This window comes from Paenibacillus sp. NPDC057967 (assembly GCF_042887015.1).
Lineage (GTDB): Bacteria > Bacillota > Bacilli > Paenibacillales > Paenibacillaceae > Pristimantibacillus.
In genome coordinates, this window is record NZ_JBHVQB010000006.1 from 492,037 (window position 1) to 510,995 (window position 18,959).

17 protein-coding genes are annotated in these 18,959 nt (G+C 51.7%); 10 read left to right on the forward strand and 7 right to left on the reverse strand.

Annotated elements, in window-relative coordinates; translation table 11 throughout:
- Window positions 1-140: 140 nt before the first annotated feature.
- Both ACFVSO_RS18385 and ACFVSO_RS18390 read right to left on the reverse strand, forming a co-directional pair.
- Window positions 141-2,192 (reverse strand): LTA synthase family protein, encoded by a 2,052-nt coding sequence (locus ACFVSO_RS18385; protein WP_387476175.1) that lies wholly within the window; start codon window positions 2,190-2,192, stop codon window positions 141-143.
- On the reverse strand, window positions 2,189-3,334 hold the full coding sequence (locus tag ACFVSO_RS18390) for a THUMP domain-containing class I SAM-dependent RNA methyltransferase (protein ID WP_387476177.1): 1,146 nt from the start codon (window positions 3,332-3,334) through the stop codon (window positions 2,189-2,191). Before ACFVSO_RS18390 ends, ACFVSO_RS18385 begins: the two co-directional genes overlap by 4 nt.
- A 128-nt stretch (window positions 3,335-3,462) precedes the next feature.
- Here ACFVSO_RS18390 and ACFVSO_RS18395 point away from each other — a divergent pair, with 128 nt between their 5' ends.
- Window positions 3,463-4,095, forward strand: coding sequence for an O-methyltransferase (locus ACFVSO_RS18395; RefSeq protein ID WP_387476179.1), 633 nt, complete (start codon window positions 3,463-3,465; stop codon window positions 4,093-4,095).
- Window positions 4,096-4,478: 383 nt separating this feature from the next.
- Here ACFVSO_RS18395 and ACFVSO_RS18400 read toward each other — a convergent pair whose 3' ends face one another.
- Window positions 4,479-5,705: an MFS transporter gene (locus tag ACFVSO_RS18400; protein ID WP_387476181.1), complete on the reverse strand. Its 1,227-nt coding sequence runs from the start codon at window positions 5,703-5,705 to the stop codon at window positions 4,479-4,481.
- A gap of 435 nt (window positions 5,706-6,140) precedes the next feature.
- Here ACFVSO_RS18400 and hemE point away from each other — a divergent pair, with 435 nt between their 5' ends.
- The 6 genes from hemE (at window position 6,141) to ACFVSO_RS18430 (ending at window position 12,703) form a co-directional block, all read left to right on the forward strand.
- A complete protein-coding gene (hemE, locus tag ACFVSO_RS18405; protein ID WP_387476183.1) occupies window positions 6,141-7,211 on the forward strand; it encodes a uroporphyrinogen decarboxylase in 1,071 nt (356 codons plus the stop codon).
- Window positions 7,204-8,154, forward strand: a complete 951-nt coding sequence (hemH, locus tag ACFVSO_RS18410; RefSeq protein WP_387476185.1) for a ferrochelatase — start codon at window positions 7,204-7,206, stop codon at window positions 8,152-8,154. Before hemE ends, hemH begins: the two co-directional genes overlap by 8 nt.
- Before the next feature lie 5 nt (window positions 8,155-8,159).
- Window positions 8,160-9,581 carry a protoporphyrinogen oxidase gene (hemG, locus tag ACFVSO_RS18415; RefSeq protein ID WP_387476187.1) on the forward strand — a complete coding sequence of 474 codons (1,422 nt, stop codon included), beginning with the start codon at window positions 8,160-8,162 and terminating at the stop codon, window positions 9,579-9,581.
- A gap of 115 nt (window positions 9,582-9,696) precedes the next feature.
- Entirely contained in the window at window positions 9,697-10,998 is a 1,302-nt protein-coding gene (locus ACFVSO_RS18420) for a CapA family protein (RefSeq protein WP_387476189.1), read from the forward strand.
- Between the two features lie 31 nt (window positions 10,999-11,029).
- The gene (locus ACFVSO_RS18425; RefSeq protein WP_387476191.1) at window positions 11,030-11,830 is read left to right on the forward strand and encodes a glycerophosphodiester phosphodiesterase; all 801 of its coding nucleotides are present in this window, start codon (window positions 11,030-11,032) and stop codon (window positions 11,828-11,830) included.
- A 15-nt stretch (window positions 11,831-11,845) separates the two neighbouring features.
- Window positions 11,846-12,703, forward strand: coding sequence for a DUF92 domain-containing protein (locus ACFVSO_RS18430; RefSeq protein ID WP_387476193.1), 858 nt, complete (start codon window positions 11,846-11,848; stop codon window positions 12,701-12,703).
- A 755-nt stretch (window positions 12,704-13,458) separates the two neighbouring features.
- Here the strand turns inward: ACFVSO_RS18430 and pepF are convergent.
- The 3 genes from pepF to ACFVSO_RS18445 form a co-directional block, all read right to left on the reverse strand.
- Window positions 13,459-15,264: an oligoendopeptidase F gene (pepF, locus tag ACFVSO_RS18435; protein WP_387476246.1), complete on the reverse strand. Its 1,806-nt coding sequence runs from the start codon at window positions 15,262-15,264 to the stop codon at window positions 13,459-13,461.
- 197 nt (window positions 15,265-15,461) lie between these two features.
- Entirely contained in the window at window positions 15,462-15,653 is a 192-nt protein-coding gene (locus tag ACFVSO_RS18440; RefSeq protein ID WP_387476195.1) for a hypothetical protein, read from the reverse strand.
- A gap of 121 nt (window positions 15,654-15,774) precedes the next feature.
- Window positions 15,775-16,008 (reverse strand): hypothetical protein, encoded by a 234-nt coding sequence (locus ACFVSO_RS18445; protein ID WP_387476197.1) that lies wholly within the window; start codon window positions 16,006-16,008, stop codon window positions 15,775-15,777.
- Between the two features lie 159 nt (window positions 16,009-16,167).
- Here ACFVSO_RS18445 and ACFVSO_RS18450 point away from each other — a divergent pair, with 159 nt between their 5' ends.
- Together ACFVSO_RS18450 and ACFVSO_RS18455 are read left to right on the forward strand one after the other, a co-directional pair.
- A complete protein-coding gene (locus ACFVSO_RS18450; protein ID WP_387476199.1) occupies window positions 16,168-16,875 on the forward strand; it encodes a class I SAM-dependent methyltransferase in 708 nt (235 codons plus the stop codon).
- A 97-nt stretch (window positions 16,876-16,972) separates the two neighbouring features.
- Complete coding sequence (locus tag ACFVSO_RS18455) at window positions 16,973-17,170, forward strand: cold-shock protein (protein ID WP_119799235.1); 198 nt, start codon at window positions 16,973-16,975, stop codon at window positions 17,168-17,170.
- A gap of 73 nt (window positions 17,171-17,243) precedes the next feature.
- Here ACFVSO_RS18455 and ACFVSO_RS18460 read toward each other — a convergent pair whose 3' ends face one another.
- Window positions 17,244-17,684 (reverse strand): hypothetical protein, encoded by a 441-nt coding sequence (locus ACFVSO_RS18460; protein ID WP_387476201.1) that lies wholly within the window; start codon window positions 17,682-17,684, stop codon window positions 17,244-17,246.
- A gap of 234 nt (window positions 17,685-17,918) precedes the next feature.
- On the opposite strand from ACFVSO_RS18460, the gene ACFVSO_RS18465 reads away from it, so the two are divergent.
- Window positions 17,919-18,323 (forward strand): hypothetical protein, encoded by a 405-nt coding sequence (locus ACFVSO_RS18465; RefSeq protein WP_387476203.1) that lies wholly within the window; start codon window positions 17,919-17,921, stop codon window positions 18,321-18,323.
- The last annotated feature ends 636 nt before the right edge of the window (window positions 18,324-18,959 follow it).

Genomic DNA, 18,959 nt, shown 5'->3' on the forward strand with positions numbered 1-18,959 from the left:
GTTTAAACTGCGGAAGCGCGGGAAGCGTGAATGCCTTGTGTTTGAAGCATGCAGGCTCTGAAGCTGCTTGGATAGCCACTAACCCGAAAACCGCAAAAAAGAGGTCAACCGGATCGTTCCGGTTGACCTCTTTTGCTAAATTACGGCTTGGCAGGATCTGCGATCGCTTCGACCGCACCGTTGTTTTTGAAGGTACGAAGCAGGTTGCCGATGACGACCCGATCCGACATCATCAGCTCAAGCTGGGCCGACTCCGTCATCGGGAGGCAGGCTGCCGAGTCGAGCAGTTCTCCGTTATCTGCGGTATAACATTTTCCGTTCGCAGACAAGCCGTCAGCCGAAGGAATGTAATAGCGGTGACCATCTGTCCAGGAGCCGTACCGCTGCGTTACGATCCGTGTCTCCTCCTGCTGCCCGGTCAGCAAAGGCGATCCCAGCCATTTGGGCTCGGATGTCGACAGACCCAGCAAGTGCATGAGAGTCGGCGTTACATCCAACTGACCGCCGGCTTTTTCATACGTGCCCGCATGAGCCCCGTCAGGAAGATGGATCAGCATAGGAACGCTTTTGATCAGCTGCTCGCGTTCCATCTCGTTAGAGGTGTCCTTCATAAAGCGGGTATACCATTCCCAATTTTGAATGGAGTTGTCATGATCCCCGTAAAGCACGAAGATCGTATTGTCCCATAGCCCCTCGGATTTCAGACGATCGATCAGCTCCCCCAGCGCCGCATCCGCATAGTGGACCACCTGCAAATAGTCGCCCATCATCGTGCCGGTCAACTCCTCCGTATCGAGCAGCTTCTCGGCAGCGGGAAGCGAATACGGGTGGTGGCTAGTGAGAGAGATCAGGAAAGAATGGAATGGCTGGGGCAATTCCGCAATGACATCCATCGATTGCCGGTAAAACGATTTGTCTCCTAATGACCATCCCAGACGCTCATCCATTTCGTAATGCTTCATGCTGTAGAATTGATCGTATTTCATCTTATTGTACATGACGTTGCGGTTCCAGAAGCCGCCTTGATAAGGGTGGAATACATTGACGCTGTACCCTTCGTTTTTCAACTGCGACGGCAAGCAGGCGTATTCATGCGAAGCGTACTGAATAAAGACGGAACCGCTCTTCATCGGCTGCAAGGAGCAATTGACGGCGAAGTCGGCGTCGGATGTGCGTCCTTGAGCGGTCTGGTGGTAGAAGTTCGAGAAGTACGCGCTTTCTTTAATTAACTCGTTGAGAACGGGCGTAATTTCTTTGCCGCCAATAGATTGGCCAATCATGAACGCCTGCAGCGATTCCACTTGAACCATAAGCACATTGCTGTCCTTATAGGCGGCGAACAGACTGTCGCTTCGCTCAAGCTCGTCTCTGGCCGCTGCACGTTCTTCCATGAAGCGCTGCGTATCTGAACGCTGCTCCGCCGAAACAGGCTCTGCATTGAACCAGTTCAGCTTGGCGTAACGATACACATCGTATCCATGGAATCCAAGCGAGCCTGCAACGTTGTAGATGGATAAATTCCACCAGTTTTTTTCGAACAACCCTTTGGCCCATGTATCCGTCGCATGATTTAAGTTGGTGAAAAAAAGCGAGAAGCCCAGCATAAATGCGGCTGCGCTGCACGCGATTCGAATGCCGATTCTCCGCCAGCGGATGGCACGGGTGATGGAGGAGAGCCGATTGGCTAAGTCCGTACGACCCCTCCACAGCACATACACTGCATACAAAATAATGATCAAAGCATCCGCAAATAACCGAAAGTCTTCCGGTTTCATCAGCGTATGAATGCTTCCTCCAAGCGATTCTACTTGTCCGAGCTGAAGCAGCACCGGCACGGTGATCAAATCCTGAAAGTAGCGATAATAGATCACATCGGCATACAGAATGAAGGAGAGGAGCAAGTTAAGCGAGATCAAGGCGATCAGCCTTCCGCGCGTTGGCAGAAGCAGCGCCCAGAAGGAGGCTAGCAGGATCGCACCTGTCTCGATGATTTTGTCTGCATCCGTCATATCCATGTAGGGGACAGACAGCAGCTTGTTGAACCAATATACTTTTAGCCCCATGGCGATAACAAAAAGAAGCAAATCGAGTGCTACCCAGCGGTCAAACACGCGCAGAGTGAAGCCGAGCGCACGGCGAAGCCAAGATTTGTTGCTGTTTGGCCCTATGCTTTCGGCCATTGGATGAATCATTGACGCTTCTCCCTTGGAGGCAGCGGACCGAAGAACTGATAATAATCGGTCTGAATCCGGCCGTTGAACAGCTTGCGTTTCTTATCGGCTGGACGACCCATATAGTGCTCGACCTGATCGGACGGACTGATGGCGAATACGGACCAAGTTGGATAATGAAGCGTCATCAGTCCGAACTGGCGCAGAGCTGCCTCTGCTTCGAGGTCGTCGCCTAGTCTCTCGCCGTATGGCGGGTTCGTAATGATCACGCCATAGTCGCCCTTCGGCTTTGCCTTCGCGACAGGGAGGACGCTCACTTGGATGTCCTTTGCGAATCCTGCGCGTTTGATCGCAGTCTCGGATATTTCAATCGATCTTGGATCGATATCAGAGCCTGCAATTTGAAGTGGAATGTCGTCTTTGACTGCATCGAACGCTTCTTCACGCGCGGCGCTCCATAGCTCTGCCGGAATGCGGTCCCAACGCTCGCTGTTGAAGTTGCGGCGCAAGCCAGGAGCGATATTCCAGCCAATCATGGCTGCTTCCACGAGGAAGGTTCCCGATCCGCAGAATGGATCGTAGAACGGGCGCTCCGGACGCCAGCGGCTTAGCAGAATAAGTGCCGCCGCCATCGATTCACGAATCGGAGCTTCGTTGGAGACGAGGCGGTATCCACGCTTATGTAGACCTGCGCCGGATGTATCCAGCGTCAACAGCGCTTCGTCATTGAGCAAGGATACTTCAATGACGTATCTGCCGCCGTTTTCATCGAACCATTCTGTGCCGTAGCGATCCTTCATTTTTTCGACAACTGCTTTTTTGACGATTTTCTGACATGCAGGCACGCTGGACAGCTGGGATTTGTGGGAACGTCCTTCTACCGGGAATTCCCCATTTTCGGGAATCCAGTCCGGCCAGTCGAGCGCTTTCGTTCCTTCGAACAGCTCGTCGAACGTCGTTGCTTTGAATGTACCCATATTAATAAGAATCCGGCCAGCGGTACGAAGCCATAGATTCGTTCTGCATATGTCCTCAGGTCCGCCCTTGAAGTTGACGCGTCCATTCTCCACTTGAAGGTCATGATAGCCAAGTTCTTTTAACTCTCTGGCGACGACGGCTTCAAGCCCCATCGGGGAAGTGGCGATCAATTGTAATTGTTCCATCTTGCACTCTCATTTCCGTAACGTTTATAATGGTTCTTTTCTTGCTACGTTTCCTATAAAAACATACAATTAAGTATAGGTCAAACGGCCGTGCATTTACAAATCAAACATACGGGGAGCTTACGGCAATGTCTATTGAAGAACAATACATAGATTCACTATATAGAAAAGATGATCAACTGGAGCGTGTAAAAGAAGGAATCGCTGCGCATGGCATGCCGGATATCTCGGTTGCGGACGGCTACGGAAGATTGCTAACTATGCTGGTTGGCATGTCCGGGGCAAAAGATATTTTGGAAATAGGCGCTTTGGGCGGATATAGCGGAATATGCCTGGCGAGAGGGCTGGGCGATGGGGGGACGCTGCTATCGCTGGAGCTGCTGCCTCATTATGCGAATGTCGCACGCGCCCATCTGGAGGAAGCGGGTTACGGAGCCCGAGTGGATTACCGGACTGGCGACGCCAAAGAGAGTCTGGCTCGGCTGAAGGAAGAGGGCCGCACATTCGATTTCTTTTTTATCGACGCCGACAAAGAAGGCTATCCGCTCTATCTTGATTTCGCGATTGAGCTGGCAAGAACGGGTGCCGTTATTGTAGCCGACAACATATTGCTGCGCGGCAGAACGACGAACATGGATAAGCAAGGCCCGGCTGTGCTCGCGGTACGCAGCTTTAATGAAAGAATCGCCACCGACCCGCGCCTCGAAAGCACAATCCTCCCAGGCTACGACGGTCTTGCGATCGCGCGGGTGAAGGGGTAACGCGCACTCCAGGTGAATAGCGCTATGGAGGCGTAGTGAATCCGTAAAGATGCAACACACACGCTTGCAACTGTGCGTGTTGCTCAAATAGGCAACCGAATAGACGAAAAAACAGTCCAGAGACGTTAGGTGTTCTCTGGACTGCTTTTTTGTGGGAGCTGCGTGATCGGAGCAGATAGGTGCAAGCCGAGAAATTCGGCTTAGAGAGCTCGCGGAGCTACTGGATGTGTCTGCAAGCCGAGAAACTCGGCTTAGACAGTCCCGCCAGTGTCTGCCGAGACAGAAAAAAGCCGAGCCACTCGGCAAATGTTGCAAGCAGCTCGGCTTCCAAATAAAAAAAGCGGCAAACGCCGCTTGCTAGCAAACCTCCAATTTCTAAGAAGTCATGACGAAGAAGTACCGCTGCCGTGTCTCGGCGAGCGTTTGCTCAGCAGCGAGAACCAGACCCATACGCCGTTGAGCAGCATCAGGATGGCCGACATGACGAACAACCCTTGGATGCCGATATAGCCGGAGAGCGCACCGCCGGTAATCGGTCCGATCATGTTGCCAAGGCTCATCGTGCTGCTGTTAAAGCTGTAGGCACGGCTTTCCATACCGTCAGGCGTATGGACGCGGATAAGCGAATTAACAGCAGGAATGAGTCCGCCCAAAAACAACCCAAGTCCAAATCTGGCCAGCAGCAGCATGAATACGGAATCGGCCATCGCTTGGGGGATAAAGGCCAGCGCCGCGCCAACTAGAGACACAGCCAGCACCCGCTCCGCGCCGATGCGGTCGCTCAACTTGCCGAGCAGCGGCGAGGCGAGCATGTTCGACAGACCGGTTACCGAACCGACGAATCCGGCGAGAAACGCGATGTTTTCCAGTGAACCGTGCAGCTCCTGCACGAACAGGGGAATGAGCGTCATCGGGCTCATCATGGCAAACTGGATGAGGAACGTTACGCCATACAGCGACATGAGCTGCGGAATGCGGCTGATTCGCTTAAGCCCGTCTATTACGGATGCTTGAACGCGGGTAGCGGCTTTTGCCAGGTCGAACGATTCTTTTACGACAAACAGAGCCAATAAGGAAGCGGCAAACAGAAGTGCTCCCGTTATATAAAAGATAGGCCGGTAGCCTACAGCGTCGACCAGCAGTCCGCCCATTAACGGACCCAAAATCGTGCCCGCCATTGCGCCGGACTGGATTGTGCCCATGGCAAAGCCTGTACGTTCCTTCGGTGTCGTTGCCGAGATCAGCGCGATCGATGCCGGATTAAAACCGGATATCGTGCCGTTCAGCATGCGCAGCAGCAGAAGATGCCACGGGCTCGTGGCGAAACCCATCATGACCATGACGATCGCCATGCCGAAGCCTGAGCGGAGCAGCATCATTTTGCGTCCGTAACGGTCGGCTAGCTTGCCCCAAATCGGCTGAAAAATAAACGCGGTAACAAAGTTGCCTGCAAATATAAAGCCTGCCCATACCCCGATTTCATGAGGATCGGAGAGGCCAAGCTCGAATTGCAAATAGAGGGTGAGAAACGGAATGATCATCGTCATGCCGCCCATGACGAGAAACTGTCCGAACCACAGCACAATTAGATTCTTTTTCCACTGTTCCATAGCGTTAGTATATCATAATCGTTCCATTCTAATCGTTGCATAGTTGCGAGGCTTAGCTTGCTGAATTGAGATGGATCGGGTTTACATTTTGACCAATGGAATCTCGATGTTTGGAGGGTAATAGCGTTGTTTAGCCAAACGATAATGAGAGAGGAGGAAGGTAAGTAAGAGTTGCGAGGGCATGAAGAGAGGAGCTTTTTGGCGTGGAAGGATATAAGATGTATGGGTATCTTGAAAGCACATTTAACCATGATAAGCTGGTGATATATAGGGACAAACAAGCGTCGTGGGAAGGATATTTCAAGCAATTTTCATGCAACTATACCTTGATTGTCATACTATTGTCATAGGAAGCAAAGCTACAGCGGTTGTTAGGGTTCGGGAAAAAGGGCATAATGAGAAGCAGAAGAAACTACATAGAAATGGGGAACGGGAATGTCTTATAACGACCGTTTCATTCGGGCAAGCCGGAAGGAACTTGTGGATCGCGTACCAGTATGGTACATGAGGCAAGCAGGGAGATACGATCCCGATTATCGCAAAATCAAAGAGAAGTATTCCTTGCTTGAAATATGCAAGCAGCCAGAGTTGGCTGCCGAAGTAACGCTTATGCCGGTGCGCAAGCTTGGCGTAGATGCGGCTATTCTGTATTCGGATATTATGAATCCGGTTGCGTCTATCGGCATCGATTTCGATATTGTGGCGAACATTGGTCCAGTCATTCATAATCCGATCCGTTCCGCGGCTGATGTAGAACGTCTGAAGCCGATTGACGTGGAAGGCGATCTGGGCCATGTGTTGGAGACGATCCGCATTTTGGATCGTGAGTTGGAGGTTCCTCTTATTACGTTTGCAGGAGCGCCGTTTACGATTGCTAGCTATCTGATCGAGGGGCGTCCGTCCAAAAACTATCTTCGCACAAAAGAGCTTATGTACAGCGAGCCGCAAGTATGGCATTCGCTTATGCAGAAGCTTGGCGATATGGTTATCGCTTATTTGCGTGCCCATGTGGCTAACGGCGGCAAGGCGTTCCAGCTATTCGACAGCTGGGTTGGCGCGCTTTCTCCAGCGGACTTCCGCAAGTTTGTCCTGCCTACGATTGAGCGTATTTTCAACGAGCTGAGCGATTTGCCGCAGCCGAAAATCTACTTCCCGGGCGTAAGCTCAGGCGAGCTGCTGCCAGAGCTTCACAATGTGGAGGCGAACGTGATCGGTCTGGACTGGCGCGTATCGATAGAAGAAGGACGCCGCAGACTGAATCATCAATATGCGGTGCAGGGCAACCTGGACCCTACCATTCTAACTGCGCCTATGAGTGTCATTGAGTCATATGCAGCTGAGATCATTGATCAAGGCATTCAGGAGCCTGGCTTTATTTTCAATCTGGGCCACGGACTATTCCCGGAAGCGTCGCTGGAGAAGCTGGCTGAATTGACGGCGTTTATCCACTCATATTCCGAAAAAGCGATTGCGGCACAGAGCAAAGGGGAGGCCCGCCATGTCTAGCAGCGAACACAAAATCGGTGTACTCGTCATGTCCTACGGCACGCCGGAATCGATGGACGATGTTGAAGCGTACTACACGCATATTCGTCGCGGACATCCGCCGACAGAGGAACAGCTGAAGGAACTGACGGATCGTTATGAAGCGATCGTCGGAGGCGTATTCCCGCTCCGCGAGAACACAAACGGCCAGGTCGCCGGGTTGCAGGATAAGCTGGATACAACCGCGCCTGGACAATATGTTTGTTACCAAGGGCTGAAGCATGCCCGTCCCTATATTGAGGATGGTGTGGAAGCGATGGCTAAGGACGGCATTCGCCGTGCTGTGGGCATCGTGCTCGCTCCTCATTTTTCAACGATGAGCGTAGGCAGCTACATCAAGAGAGCAAAGGAGAAAGCGGACGAGCTTGGCATCGAAATGTCCTTTGTCGAGCAGTATCACCTTCATCCGAAGCTGATCAAAGCGCTAACCGAGCGTGTGGAGAACGGATTGTCCGTGCTGGCGAAGACAGCAGGCGTCGAAGCGAAGACGAAGGTGCTGTTCAGCGCGCACAGCTTGCCAGAGAAGATCAGAGAGCTGGGCGACCCGTACGAGAAGCAATTACTGGAGACATCCGCTGTTGTCGCTGAAGCTGCGGGCGTACAGGATTGGCAGTTCACATGGCAAAGCGCCGGCCGGACTCGTGATCCGTGGCTCGGACCTGATATTCTGGAGACGCTGGCGACGATCGCAGGTGAAGGCGTGGAAGCAGTGCTTGTGGCACCTGTCGGCTTCGTATCGGATCATCTAGAGGTGCTGTATGATCTGGATATCGAAGCGAAAGCGGAGGCGGAGAAGATCGGCATTAAGCTGGAGCGCATAGCGATGCTGAATCGTGATCCGCTTTATATGGAGACATTAGCGGAGTCGGTACAAGCCGCTTCGGTCAAGAACGGAAAGGAATGAATAGAATGCGGAGTGCAGAAGCGATTGATCGAATTGTCATTATTGGCGGGGGGATCAGCGGACTGAGCTCCGCTTTTTATTTGCAGCGGGAAGCGGAGCGGCAAGGACGGAAGCTTCATCTTACGATCGTAGATGAAGCTCCTGTCCTTGGCGGAAAAATCAATACGCTGCAACGTGACGGCTTTGTCATCGAGAAGGGACCGGATTCCTTCCTTGCGCGCAAGCAAGCCATCATCGATCTGGCGAAGGAGCTTGGTCTGGAAGATGAACTGACAGCAACCAATCCCGCCGCCAAAAAGACCTATATCATGCATAACCGGAAACTGCACGCGATGCCGCCGGGACTCGTGCTGGGCATTCCGACAGAGATCGGCCCCTTCATGAAGACCAGTCTGCTGTCGCTTGGCGGCAAGCTGAGAGCGGTGATGGACTTGTTCATGCCTGCAAAGCCTGCGGATGGAGACGAGTCGCTGGGCGGATTTCTGGAAAGACGCGTCGGCACGCAAGTAATGCGGAGAATTGCCGAACCGCTGCTGGCCGGCATTTATGCGGGAGACTTGAAGAAGTTGAGCCTTAGGGCCACCTTCCCGCAGTTCGGCGACTCGGAGCGGAAGCATGGCAGCTTGATAAAAGGCATGATGCATAACAGGAAAGCTACAGCTGCAGCTGCGAAGGGCAAAGCGCAAGGAACGACGTTCCTGACGTTCAAGCAAGGGTTGTCCACGCTTGTTCGGGCGCTAGATCAGGAGCTTGGCGGAGTGGAACGCAGGCTTGGCGTGAAAGTGGCGGAGCTTGCTAAGTCCGGGAGCGGATATACGGTGACGCTGGCTGACGGAGAGAAGCTGGAGACGGACCGTATTATTGTGACGGCTCCTGCCTTTGCCGCTGCCAAACTGCTGGAGCCGCTGGTGGCGTGCACCGAGTTGAAGGACATCCGATATGTGTCGGTAGCCAACGTCGTGATGGCTTTTGACAAAAAAACATTTGGTCTCGACTTCGACGGCTCCGGCTTTGTTGTGCCGCGTTCGGAAGGGCTTCATATTACGGCCTGTACTTGGACGTCGAGCAAGTGGCTGCATACCAGCCCGGAAGACAAGGTACTGCTGCGTTGTTATGTCGGCCATTCTGAAGATCAGGAAAGCATCAAGCTGCCGGATGATCAACTGGTTGCCGCGGTGCGCAAGGATATTCGGGAGACGATGGGCATTACGGCAGAACCGATGTTTACGGAAATTACGAGACTCAATCATTCGATGCCGCAATATCCGGTCGGCCATATCGAGAAGATGCAGTCGCTGCGCAGCCGCTTGAAGTCGGAATTGCCCGGCGTGTGGGTGACGGGGGCCGCTTTCGACGGTGTAGGCTTGCCGGATTGCATCCGCCAAGGTAAAGAGGCAGCAGCCGAGCTGTATCCGGCAACGAATTAATCTCGCAAGTAGAATGCTCTTTTTTTGACAGATTCTCTTCGCTTCCTCACGGGTAAAAGGTATAATGAGGAAGTCTAGTATCTAGCAGAGAGATCTATCAAATAAGGAGCATTTTATGACATTATCCAGATCGGAATCGCGCCAAAAAGAAAAAGCGCAGCGCGAAAAGCGGCGGCGACGGACGCTTAGTATATCAATTGTGTTAATTGGAACCCTTCTTGTCGTGGCTGCCCTGGGATTGACTTGGGGCTCGAAAGCAGGCTTGCCGGATTGGTTCTCCTGGCCGGGCGGCGGGGCAGAGCAAGCGCTTGTGAATGATCCAGACGGACCAGATGACGGGGCTGCCAGTCCGGAGCCTACTGATCTGCCCGATGATCCTGCATCCACGGATGAGGAAGGAAATGAAGAGCCTGATGCCAGCCCACCAGCGGAGGAAGGCACCGGGGAGATGAGCGAGCTTATCAGCTTGTCGTTCGTAGGCGATATGATGCCGGGTGAATACATTAATCGTATTTTGCTGGAGAAGGGTTATGATTTCCCTTATCAAAAGGTATTGCTATATCTAAGCGAGCCGGACATTATGGCGGGCAATCTGGAGCTTCCAATCACAACAAGAGGAACGCCGATCGAGGGAACGCCCTATGTGCATAAAGGTTCGCCTGAGGCGCTGCCGCCTCTTCGCGATGCGGGATTCGATGTGCTGAGCCTGGCGAATAACCATGCACTGGATCAGGGGCTGGAGGGCATGCATGATACGATGAAGCATTTGCAAGAAGCTGGCATAGGGTATATGGGTGTCGGCAATAACGATGCGGAAGCGTTCGCTCCATACGTGATGGAAGCGAGAGGTTTCAAAGTTGCGTATATTGGCGTTAGCGGAGTGATCCCGTACACACATCTGAAGGCGGATCGCAATACCCCCGGCATCGCAGAGACCTATGAGACCAAAAGAACGGTGGCGGCGATCGCAAGCGCGAAGGAAGACGCGGATCTCGTCATCGTAATGGTGCATTGGGGAGAAGATGCGGCAGATAAGCCGAAAAACCTTCATCGGAATTATGCCAGGGAATATATAGACGCAGGGGCTGACATCGTCATTGGCAGCCATCCGCATGTGCTGCAAGGCTTTGAGAATTATAAAGGCAAATGGATTGCGTACAGCCTGGGCAATTTCGTCTATGCTACCAATCCCAAAAGCCCGCAGGGAGACACAGGCGTATTGGATGCCGTCTGCAACAAAGCGGGCGAATGCACGCTGAAATTCAATCCGATGAACGTTATCGGGTCGCAGCCTACCCCTCTTGAAGGCGAGGCAAAGCAGCAGCTGCTTGAGCGATTGTCATCAATTTCGTTCGGAGTCACACTGGATTCTGAAGGCTCCGTCATCCAACAAGGGACTGCGGCGAAGGCACCATGAGATGGGATAACGGAGAGAGGAAGGGAACTGCATGAATAACCCGTGCGTAGCGCATCGGGGCTGGTCCGGCCGTGCGCCGGAAAATACGATGGCTGCGTTCCGAATGGCGCTGGAAGCCCCGGATGTGGCCTGGATCGAGCTAGATGTTCAGTTAAGCAAAGATGCCGTACCTGTCGTCATCCATGATTACAATCTGAGACGTACGACCAACGGAAGAGGAGAGGTGCGCGATTGGACGGCAGCGGAGCTGGCTTCATTGGATGCCGGCAGCTGGTTTTCTTCCAAGTACAAGGGAGAGTCGATTCCTACACTGGACGACGTGCTTCGTGAGTCGGCGGGTCGGGCTAAGCTGAATATCGAGCTGAAGACGGACGGAATCCGCTATCCTCATATCGAGGAGAAGGTGCTGGAGCGCGTCTATGAACATGGAAGAATGGATGACGTCGTACTTACTTCCTTCCATCTTGGAACGCTTCAGCGGCTTCGCAAGCTGTCGGATCACGTCCGAATCGGACTTATTCTGGACGGCTGGCGCAATACGCTTCTTCATGAGCTGCGCGAGCTGAAGTCGGATTTTTTATCGATCGGCTATACGAAGCTGAATCCGGCCAGAATGGCGCTGTTGAATGAAGCCGGCATCCAGACGATGGCATGGACGGTTAATGACAAACGCAATATGCGCAAGGTGGCGGCGCTTGATCCCGCCCTTCTGATCTGTACGAATTATCCGGACCGCTACCGGGAGGTAGTGTCGGAATCCGGCTCTAAGCCTATAAGCAGACGAATGCTGGAAAACTCGAAAAATTGGTTCAGGTTCAAGCCGAATAAGTAGAATGAAGGGATGCACATGGTCGGATTTATCGATGAATGGTGGCTGAGGCTGTTTATTGGTCTGCTGGGCAGCGGTCTCGCTGCCGCAGCAGCCTACCGCGCCCGCGCTTTGTCGGGATCGGGAGCTTGGTCGGCGCTGGCGATGGGGACAGGCTTTGTCACTTTCGGCGAACCGGTTTGGTTCGGTGTACTTATCGCATTTTTTATCTCGTCTACGTTTTGGTCCAAGTGGAAGCGCCATACGAGGTCCAAGCGGGATGCAGAAGCGAAATATGCCAAAGGCGGGCGCCGCGATGCGGGACAAGTCTGGGCCAATGGCGGTGCAGGTCTCGTGCTGTGCGTCCTGCATGCCTTATTCCCTCATGACGGCTGGCTGCTTGCCTACATAGGCGTCATGGCCTCGGTCAACGCCGATACATGGGCGACCGAGATCGGCGCGCTCAGCCGCTCTGTGCCGCGATCGATCGTGAGCGGCAAGCAGGTCCCGACCGGCACGAGCGGCGGAATTACGCCGCTCGGCAGCGCAGCAGCGCTTGGGGGCGCCGCATTCATCGGCGCCGTGTCAGCGCTGCTGCTGGCTATCCCGCAGCCCGGCGAGGCTGCTGCGGGGCTTAGCGGCGTCGCTGCGGCGGGATTGATCGCCGCAGCAGCCGCGGCTGGCCTGGCCGGCGCCTTCGCCGATTCGCTGCTAGGCGCGACGGGCCAGGCCATGTACCGCTGCCAGGTATGCGGCAGCGAGACAGAGCGGGTCAGCCATTGCGGCAGCCCGACCCGGCACATACGCGGCTTCGCCGCGCTAGACAACGACAGGGTGAACCTCCTGTCGTCACTTCTCGCCGGCCTGCTGGCTTTCGCCATCGGCCAGTTCCTCTAACACAAGCGGCTTCTCCCGCTGGCACAGGCTTATGTGCCGGGCGTGGAGAAGCCGTTTTTTTTTGATAGGCGAAGGTGTTGATAAGAGCTAACTGGTGAAACTGATGTGGATTGTGATGATGGAGCCAAATCCGTACTATAGCATCATGAAGATGCTGGCTTCAGCATACTCGCCAACGGCAACGAATTACCGTTGTATAGCACTACAAACTGACCGATTCTGGAGTTTGGTGCGAAATAGTGTTGCGTGACACCACCAAATTCGCATATTCGTCGGATGGGATGAATTAGCGTTATGCAACACCACTAATTTACTGATTCAGCAGTCTGGTGCGAAATAGTGTTGCGTGACACCACTAAATTCGCATTTTCGTCGAATTGGATGATTTAGCGTTGTGCAGCACCATAAACTGACCAAAGCCGAGTAAAGTGCAAAACAACGATGTGTGAAACTGCTAATTTCCATTTTCACAAGTTGAATGAATGAACGTGCGCGATGTGACGGGCACCTAATTCAAACGCTGAAATCAGCACAACCACTCTAACCAACTCATACTCTCCGATTTTCTTTTCTTGACCCAGCACCTTACCTCCTAAAGTTGTCTGCAACCTCCGCATAACCTCCTTCACGTAACCTTCCCGCATAAACTCCATAAAAAAAGACCCTCACATCCGCATGCATGCGAATGTGAAGGCCTACTTTATCGTACGGAGCTTCAGCCGCCTGTAATTAGGCAGCCTGAGCCACGTTCTTCGTTATTTTTTCGTCCTATCGCTCGTCAGCTGTTCCATCTGTGCAATCAGCTGCTCAAACACGCTCATGGCTTGCTCGATCGGCTCAGGAGAGGACATATCGACGCCGGCTTTCTTCAAGATGTTGATCGAGAAGTCGCTGCCTCCGCTCTTCAGGAAGCCGAGGTAGCGTTCAACGGCAGGCGCGCCTTCGTCCAAAATCTGCTTCGAGAAGCTCGTAGCCGCAGAGAAACCGGTCGCGTATTTGTACACATAGAAGCTGGTGTAGAAATGAGGGATACGCGCCCACTCCATCTCGATGTCTTGATCCACAACCATGCCAGGGCCGTAATACAGCTTGTTCAGATCATAGTAGATCTTGCTCAATTCCTGAGGCGTCAGCGATTCACCCGCTTCTGTGCGCTCATGGACGATCTTCTCAAACTCGGCAAACATCGTCTGGCGGAACACCGTTGTACGGAATTGATCCGCGTAGTAGGTGAGCAGGTACATTTTTTCCTTGGCATCCGTTGACTTCCCGAGCAAATAATCCATCAGCAGCGCTTCATTCAGCGTAGAAGCAACCTCTGCCAAGAAGATCGTATATTGCGCGTCGCGATAGTTCTGATTCGTATCGGAGTAGTACGAGTGAAGGGCATGGCCCATCTCATGCGTCAGCGTGAACATGCTGTTCAGGTTGTCTTTATGGTTCAGCAGCACGTAAGGATGCGTGCCGTATGCGCCCCAGCTGTAAGCGCCGCTGCGCTTGCCTTCATTCTCATACACGTCGATCCAGCCTTGGTCAAAGCCTTCCTGCAACACGTTCAAGTAGTCTTGACCCAGTGGCTTCAAGCTTTCACTAATCGTTTTTTTCGCTTCCTCGAAGCTGATCTCCATATCGAATTCCTCGACAAGCGGGGCGAACAAATCGTACATATGCAGCTCATCCAGCCCAAGCAGCTTTTTGCGAAGCTCCATATAACGGTGCATGAGCGGAAGATGCTTGTGGATCGTATCGATCAGATTCGTATACACTTCCTTCGGAATGTTGTCGCCGTACAGCGACATCCCGAGCACAGAGTCGTATTTGCGCGCCTTGGCGTAAAATGCGTTTTTGTTGACGTTGGCATTCAGCGTGGAAGCCATCGTGTTTTTCAGCTTGCCGTATGTATCGTACATCGCTTTGAACGCTTCGCGGCGCACATCGCGGTTTTTGCTCTCCAGAAACTGAATGTAGCGGCCATGCGACAGCTCAACTTCTTCGCCGGCTTCGTTTTTCACTTTAGGGAACTTCAAATCTGCATTGTTCAGCATGCCGAAGATCGTGCCGGGAGCAGAGCTGATATTGCCAACCTGAGCCATAAGCGCTTCTTCGTTTTTGGACAAAATATGGGCTTTCTGCCGTCTCATTTCTTCGAGCGTGTGGCGGTACTTGGCAAGCGATTCATTGTTGATCATCGCATCCAGCTCGCTATCGGAGAGGCTTAGCACCTCAGGCGTTACGAATGACAACGCTTCTCCTGTCTCTACACTCAATTTTTTCGATTTGTCAGAAAGAGCTTGGTTGACAGGTTCGGCAGTATCTTCGTGATGGCGCATATTGGCATACACATAAAGCCGCTCGACATGGAGGGATAGCTCGTCTTCCAGCTCGAAACATGCCTTAAGCTGAGCAGGATCGCTTAGCTTGCCTTGGAACTGGTCGGCTTTTTTGATCAAATCCTTAGCCTTGGCGTATTCTTGATCCCAGGATGATTGATTGGCGAACAAATCTTCCAGCTTCCAGCGGGATTCGACCGCAGTTTCAGAACGTTTCGGTACGTGATTCATCGTATTCCTCCTTGATATAGATGGGATGGATTGCTTATCGCCGGCTTCCTGCGGAATTGCCGGTTGGGCTGCTGCGCCTTGAACTAGGGATAGCGCAAGCAGCAGGGGCAGCCATTTCATGTTAGGATCACCTCGCAAGACACAGTTTGCCCATACTATGCCCTGCTGGGATGGAAGTTATGCTAATTGGCGAAAAACTAGGTGGCGTCCGAACCCATGGTGAACAAGCTGTACACAATGAGGAAAAAAGCGAACGCAATCATGGCGATAGAGACAAGCGCCAACCCGCGGCGCATCTTAGGCGGCAACGTATCCCGCTTCATGACGATGACGGCCCCAAGGGAAAACGCCGCAATAATAAAGATGATAGAAGATGTCATTGGATCCATGTTATTTCTTACTGCCTCCTAAACGTTTCTATGCGTACGGGTGTACCGTTATGTTCGCTGCCGCTGCTTCATATTCCTTTTCTTTGCAGGGGAAGCAGGCAAGCTAACAATCGGAGACGGCTTATACTTCGCGGAAAGCGTCTATGATCGCTTTCAGTTCTTCTTCCCTGCCTTCGAACTTTTCCGCACGGAATCGATTTCCAGCCCAATGCATCATCTCTGGACGGCTGACGAATGTATGACATTCCTCGCCCCATTGATCGGAAATTTCGCGTACGATTAGAGTCTTGCCTTGAACCTCTACGGTCAGCATATTGTAATTATCCTGTTTGTAGATTTGATGTTTTTTAAACATAAAATTTTCCACCTTCACTTGTGTTAATTATGGTATAGTTACCATGATAGCCATTATGAAGCCGCTAAGCAATAAAAGCGGACCAGTTGGCATGAATCCAGCACTGTTTTGTGCAGAGATGAGAAGAGTTGAGTTGAGATGAGACGAGGAGAGATGGACATGTCAAAAACGTTTTATGAGCAAGTAGGCGTCGCCATGACGTGCAGAGGATTCGAGGAATATCGGGCAATGTTTCAGTTGACGGATCATGAGCTTGCGGCCGGACCTATCCTGGATGTTGCAGGCGGCGGTTCTTCTTTTACGGCTGAGGCCAGAAGGAAAGGGTACGACGCGATGGCAGTAGATCCCCGTTATTCAGGAGATATGAGCGCATGGGTAGAAGAGGCGCGCAATGAGATCGAGATGTCTACGGCCAAGCTGGAGGGACTGAAGGATCGATTTGACTGGAGCTATTACGGTTCGCTGGACAACCATCGCAGCGGCAGAGTAAAGTCATTAAAGCTATTCGAGGAACATGCGGCATCGGCTGAAGGGGGACACCGCTATATCGGCGGATCGTTGCCTGAGCTGTCTTTTGAGGATAATTGTTTTTCGCTGGTGCTGTGCAGCCATTTTCTCTTTTTGTACGCAGAGCAGTTCGGCTATGCATTCCATGAAGCATCGATTCGCGAGCTAATGCGCGTATGCAGGCCAGGCGGTACGATTCGGGTATATCCTTTGACGTCGTTGAAATGGGAGCCGTACGAGAAGTTGGACGAACTGATGGAAGCCGTGCGGAAAGCTGGAGGAACGCCAGACATCCGCGCATCGGGTTTGCCATTTATTCCGGGCTCCGATCGTATGCTTAATATTGTGATGAACGCATAAATCCGCTATTTTTTACTGAAATTGCAATTTGAATTTCGACTCGGTATAATGATCTCACGCTGATGCAATCAGCTGAACATTTAGGAGGTCATGAACGTTGAAAGGTACAGTTAAATGGTTTAATGCAGAAAAAGGCTACGGTTTCATCCAAGTGGAGGACGGGGAAGACGTGTTTGTACATTTCTCCGCGATTCAAAGCGAAGGCTTTAAATCACTGGAGGAAGGCCAAGCGGTCGAGTTCGATATTACTGAAGGAAACCGCGGCGCTCAGGCGGCCAACGTCCATAAACTATAGGTTTATCGGTCGACAGCTTAAAACGTAGAAGAAGGCTCCCTGCTCAGGGAGCCTTTGTTATGTACGGGGATAGTCATAATCCGCTGTTGGCGGCTGGTTGCACAAATAATTCCTCCATGCGGGAATGAAGCTCCTTCGAGTCGGTGTAGTAATGTTCGTCAATGGAAGTCGTGAAGAAGGCCAGCTTTTCTTCTCCCCGCTCCAGAATATATAAGAGGTATAAGTATCCGACCCCGTCTTCCCGGTGGGGCGAAGCTTGGAAGGTGATGTCGCGTACGCTATCGAGCCATTGCTGAATTTGATGTTTGTCCGTATACGTGCGCAGCTCTCCTGTTGATCCGCTGCGAATCCGAATTTCATCAGCATTTTCCAGTTCGCCGGGATAGAATTGATGTAGCTTTTTTTCTGACAGAGCAGGCTCAGACAGATTGGCTTTTGTATGACTGCATGCGGCAAACAAGCAGCAAATTGTAGCGAATAGGATTAAATAGTTTGCTGGTTTAAGCAAAATCAATAATGATTCCCTCCTATTTTATAGCTCCTTCCAATGCGTTAACTTGTCATCATATACTTGTCACAAAATGATTGGTGCAATTATAAAGTGTACACTTCCATATTGAACACTTAACATGACTGGGGTACAATCTAGTAAGTGAATCATCTCGCGTAAAGAATGCGCTGTTCGTCTCGTATGAGGCTGACAGCGCATTTTTTTTGCGTTATCGATTAAGAATGGAGGAAATAGTGGATGAGTACGTTATTTGAAAAGCAGTTTGAAGTATTCCTGGAGAGTCAAAGGACCAAGGCGAGTGCTAGACGGCTGGAGATGCTGGAGCGGGATTTGACGGGAACGATCAAGCTGCTTAGAGAGGTGATTTGGCCGATTTTTCGAAGCTTTGATGGTTTCGAGCTTGAATACGAGATGAGAAGTCCAAACGGAGTAACCATGTTTATTGATGTGTTTTATCAACCATATTGCATCGCTTTTGAGTGCGATGGATATAGTGCTCATGTTGAGATGATAACTAGAGAACGGTTTAATTTTGAAAAAAGCCGGGTACGTTCCATGTTGTTGAAGGGGTATGCCTACGTTCCGTTTAGTTGGGATGAGCTCGATAAAAAGTCGGTTTTTTTGCAGAAGTTTTGTATATGAGTTACTTGGGAGATATAGCAGCAGTGCAGTACTTACACTCTATGAGCGTGAGATAATCCGGTATGCCGCGCAATTGAACCGACCATTTCGCTTGAACGATATTTGCGACTGTTTGGGGAAAAAACGTGATTTTAGTATGAAAACAGTAGCTTCTCTGATGCAAAAACGCCTCATACAACCAGTACGCCCATTAAGTCAAAGAAATCATGAGTATGTGCTTAGTGAGGGGTCATTGCAGCAAATACGTTAGGGCCAAGTTGTGGTTGCTTTTATCGTGTTAGAAGTAGTGTGCGTAGTTAAGATGTGCAAGGTTGTTTTAAGTGTAGGCGTGGATGTGCGTTTAAAACTAGACTAAAACGGGCTCCAAATTGAGAGGAATTTAACAGCGATCGAGTTGATCTGATTTGAAAATATAAATTGGAAAGAGAGCTAAGTCGGTGAGACCAACTTAAAAGGGGCTAGCGCCTGAGTGAGCAGGAATAAGTCGGTCAAACCGACTAAAAGCAAGGCAAAGCGGATTTCCGAGGGATTAGGTCGTTCATCGGGTTAACCCCCTAATTTTGGACACTTCCCACACTCATGCTCTCTCATTCACATTAAAGCGCAATTTTTTGAGCGTGTAGCACGCCAGCGGTG

Coding starts and splice junctions, on each gene's coding strand:
- ACFVSO_RS18385 (WP_387476175.1), bottom strand. CDS start 2,192: ATGATTCATCCAATGGCCGAAAGCATAGGGCCAAACAGCAACAAATCT.
- ACFVSO_RS18390 (WP_387476177.1), bottom strand. CDS start 3,334: ATGGAACAATTACAATTGATCGCCACTTCCCCGATGGGGCTTGAAGCC.
- ACFVSO_RS18395 (WP_387476179.1), top strand. CDS start 3,463: ATGTCTATTGAAGAACAATACATAGATTCACTATATAGAAAAGATGAT.
- ACFVSO_RS18400 (WP_387476181.1), bottom strand. CDS start 5,705: ATGGAACAGTGGAAAAAGAATCTAATTGTGCTGTGGTTCGGACAGTTT.
- hemE (WP_387476183.1), top strand. CDS start 6,141: ATGTCTTATAACGACCGTTTCATTCGGGCAAGCCGGAAGGAACTTGTG.
- hemH (WP_387476185.1), top strand. CDS start 7,204: ATGTCTAGCAGCGAACACAAAATCGGTGTACTCGTCATGTCCTACGGC.
- hemG (WP_387476187.1), top strand. CDS start 8,160: ATGCGGAGTGCAGAAGCGATTGATCGAATTGTCATTATTGGCGGGGGG.
- ACFVSO_RS18420 (WP_387476189.1), top strand. CDS start 9,697: ATGACATTATCCAGATCGGAATCGCGCCAAAAAGAAAAAGCGCAGCGC.
- ACFVSO_RS18425 (WP_387476191.1), top strand. CDS start 11,030: ATGAATAACCCGTGCGTAGCGCATCGGGGCTGGTCCGGCCGTGCGCCG.
- ACFVSO_RS18430 (WP_387476193.1), top strand. CDS start 11,846: ATGGTCGGATTTATCGATGAATGGTGGCTGAGGCTGTTTATTGGTCTG.
- pepF (WP_387476246.1), bottom strand. CDS start 15,264: ATGAATCACGTACCGAAACGTTCTGAAACTGCGGTCGAATCCCGCTGG.
- ACFVSO_RS18440 (WP_387476195.1), bottom strand. CDS start 15,653: ATGGATCCAATGACATCTTCTATCATCTTTATTATTGCGGCGTTTTCC.
- ACFVSO_RS18445 (WP_387476197.1), bottom strand. CDS start 16,008: ATGTTTAAAAAACATCAAATCTACAAACAGGATAATTACAATATGCTG.
- ACFVSO_RS18450 (WP_387476199.1), top strand. CDS start 16,168: ATGTCAAAAACGTTTTATGAGCAAGTAGGCGTCGCCATGACGTGCAGA.
- ACFVSO_RS18465 (WP_387476203.1), top strand. CDS start 17,919: ATGAGTACGTTATTTGAAAAGCAGTTTGAAGTATTCCTGGAGAGTCAA.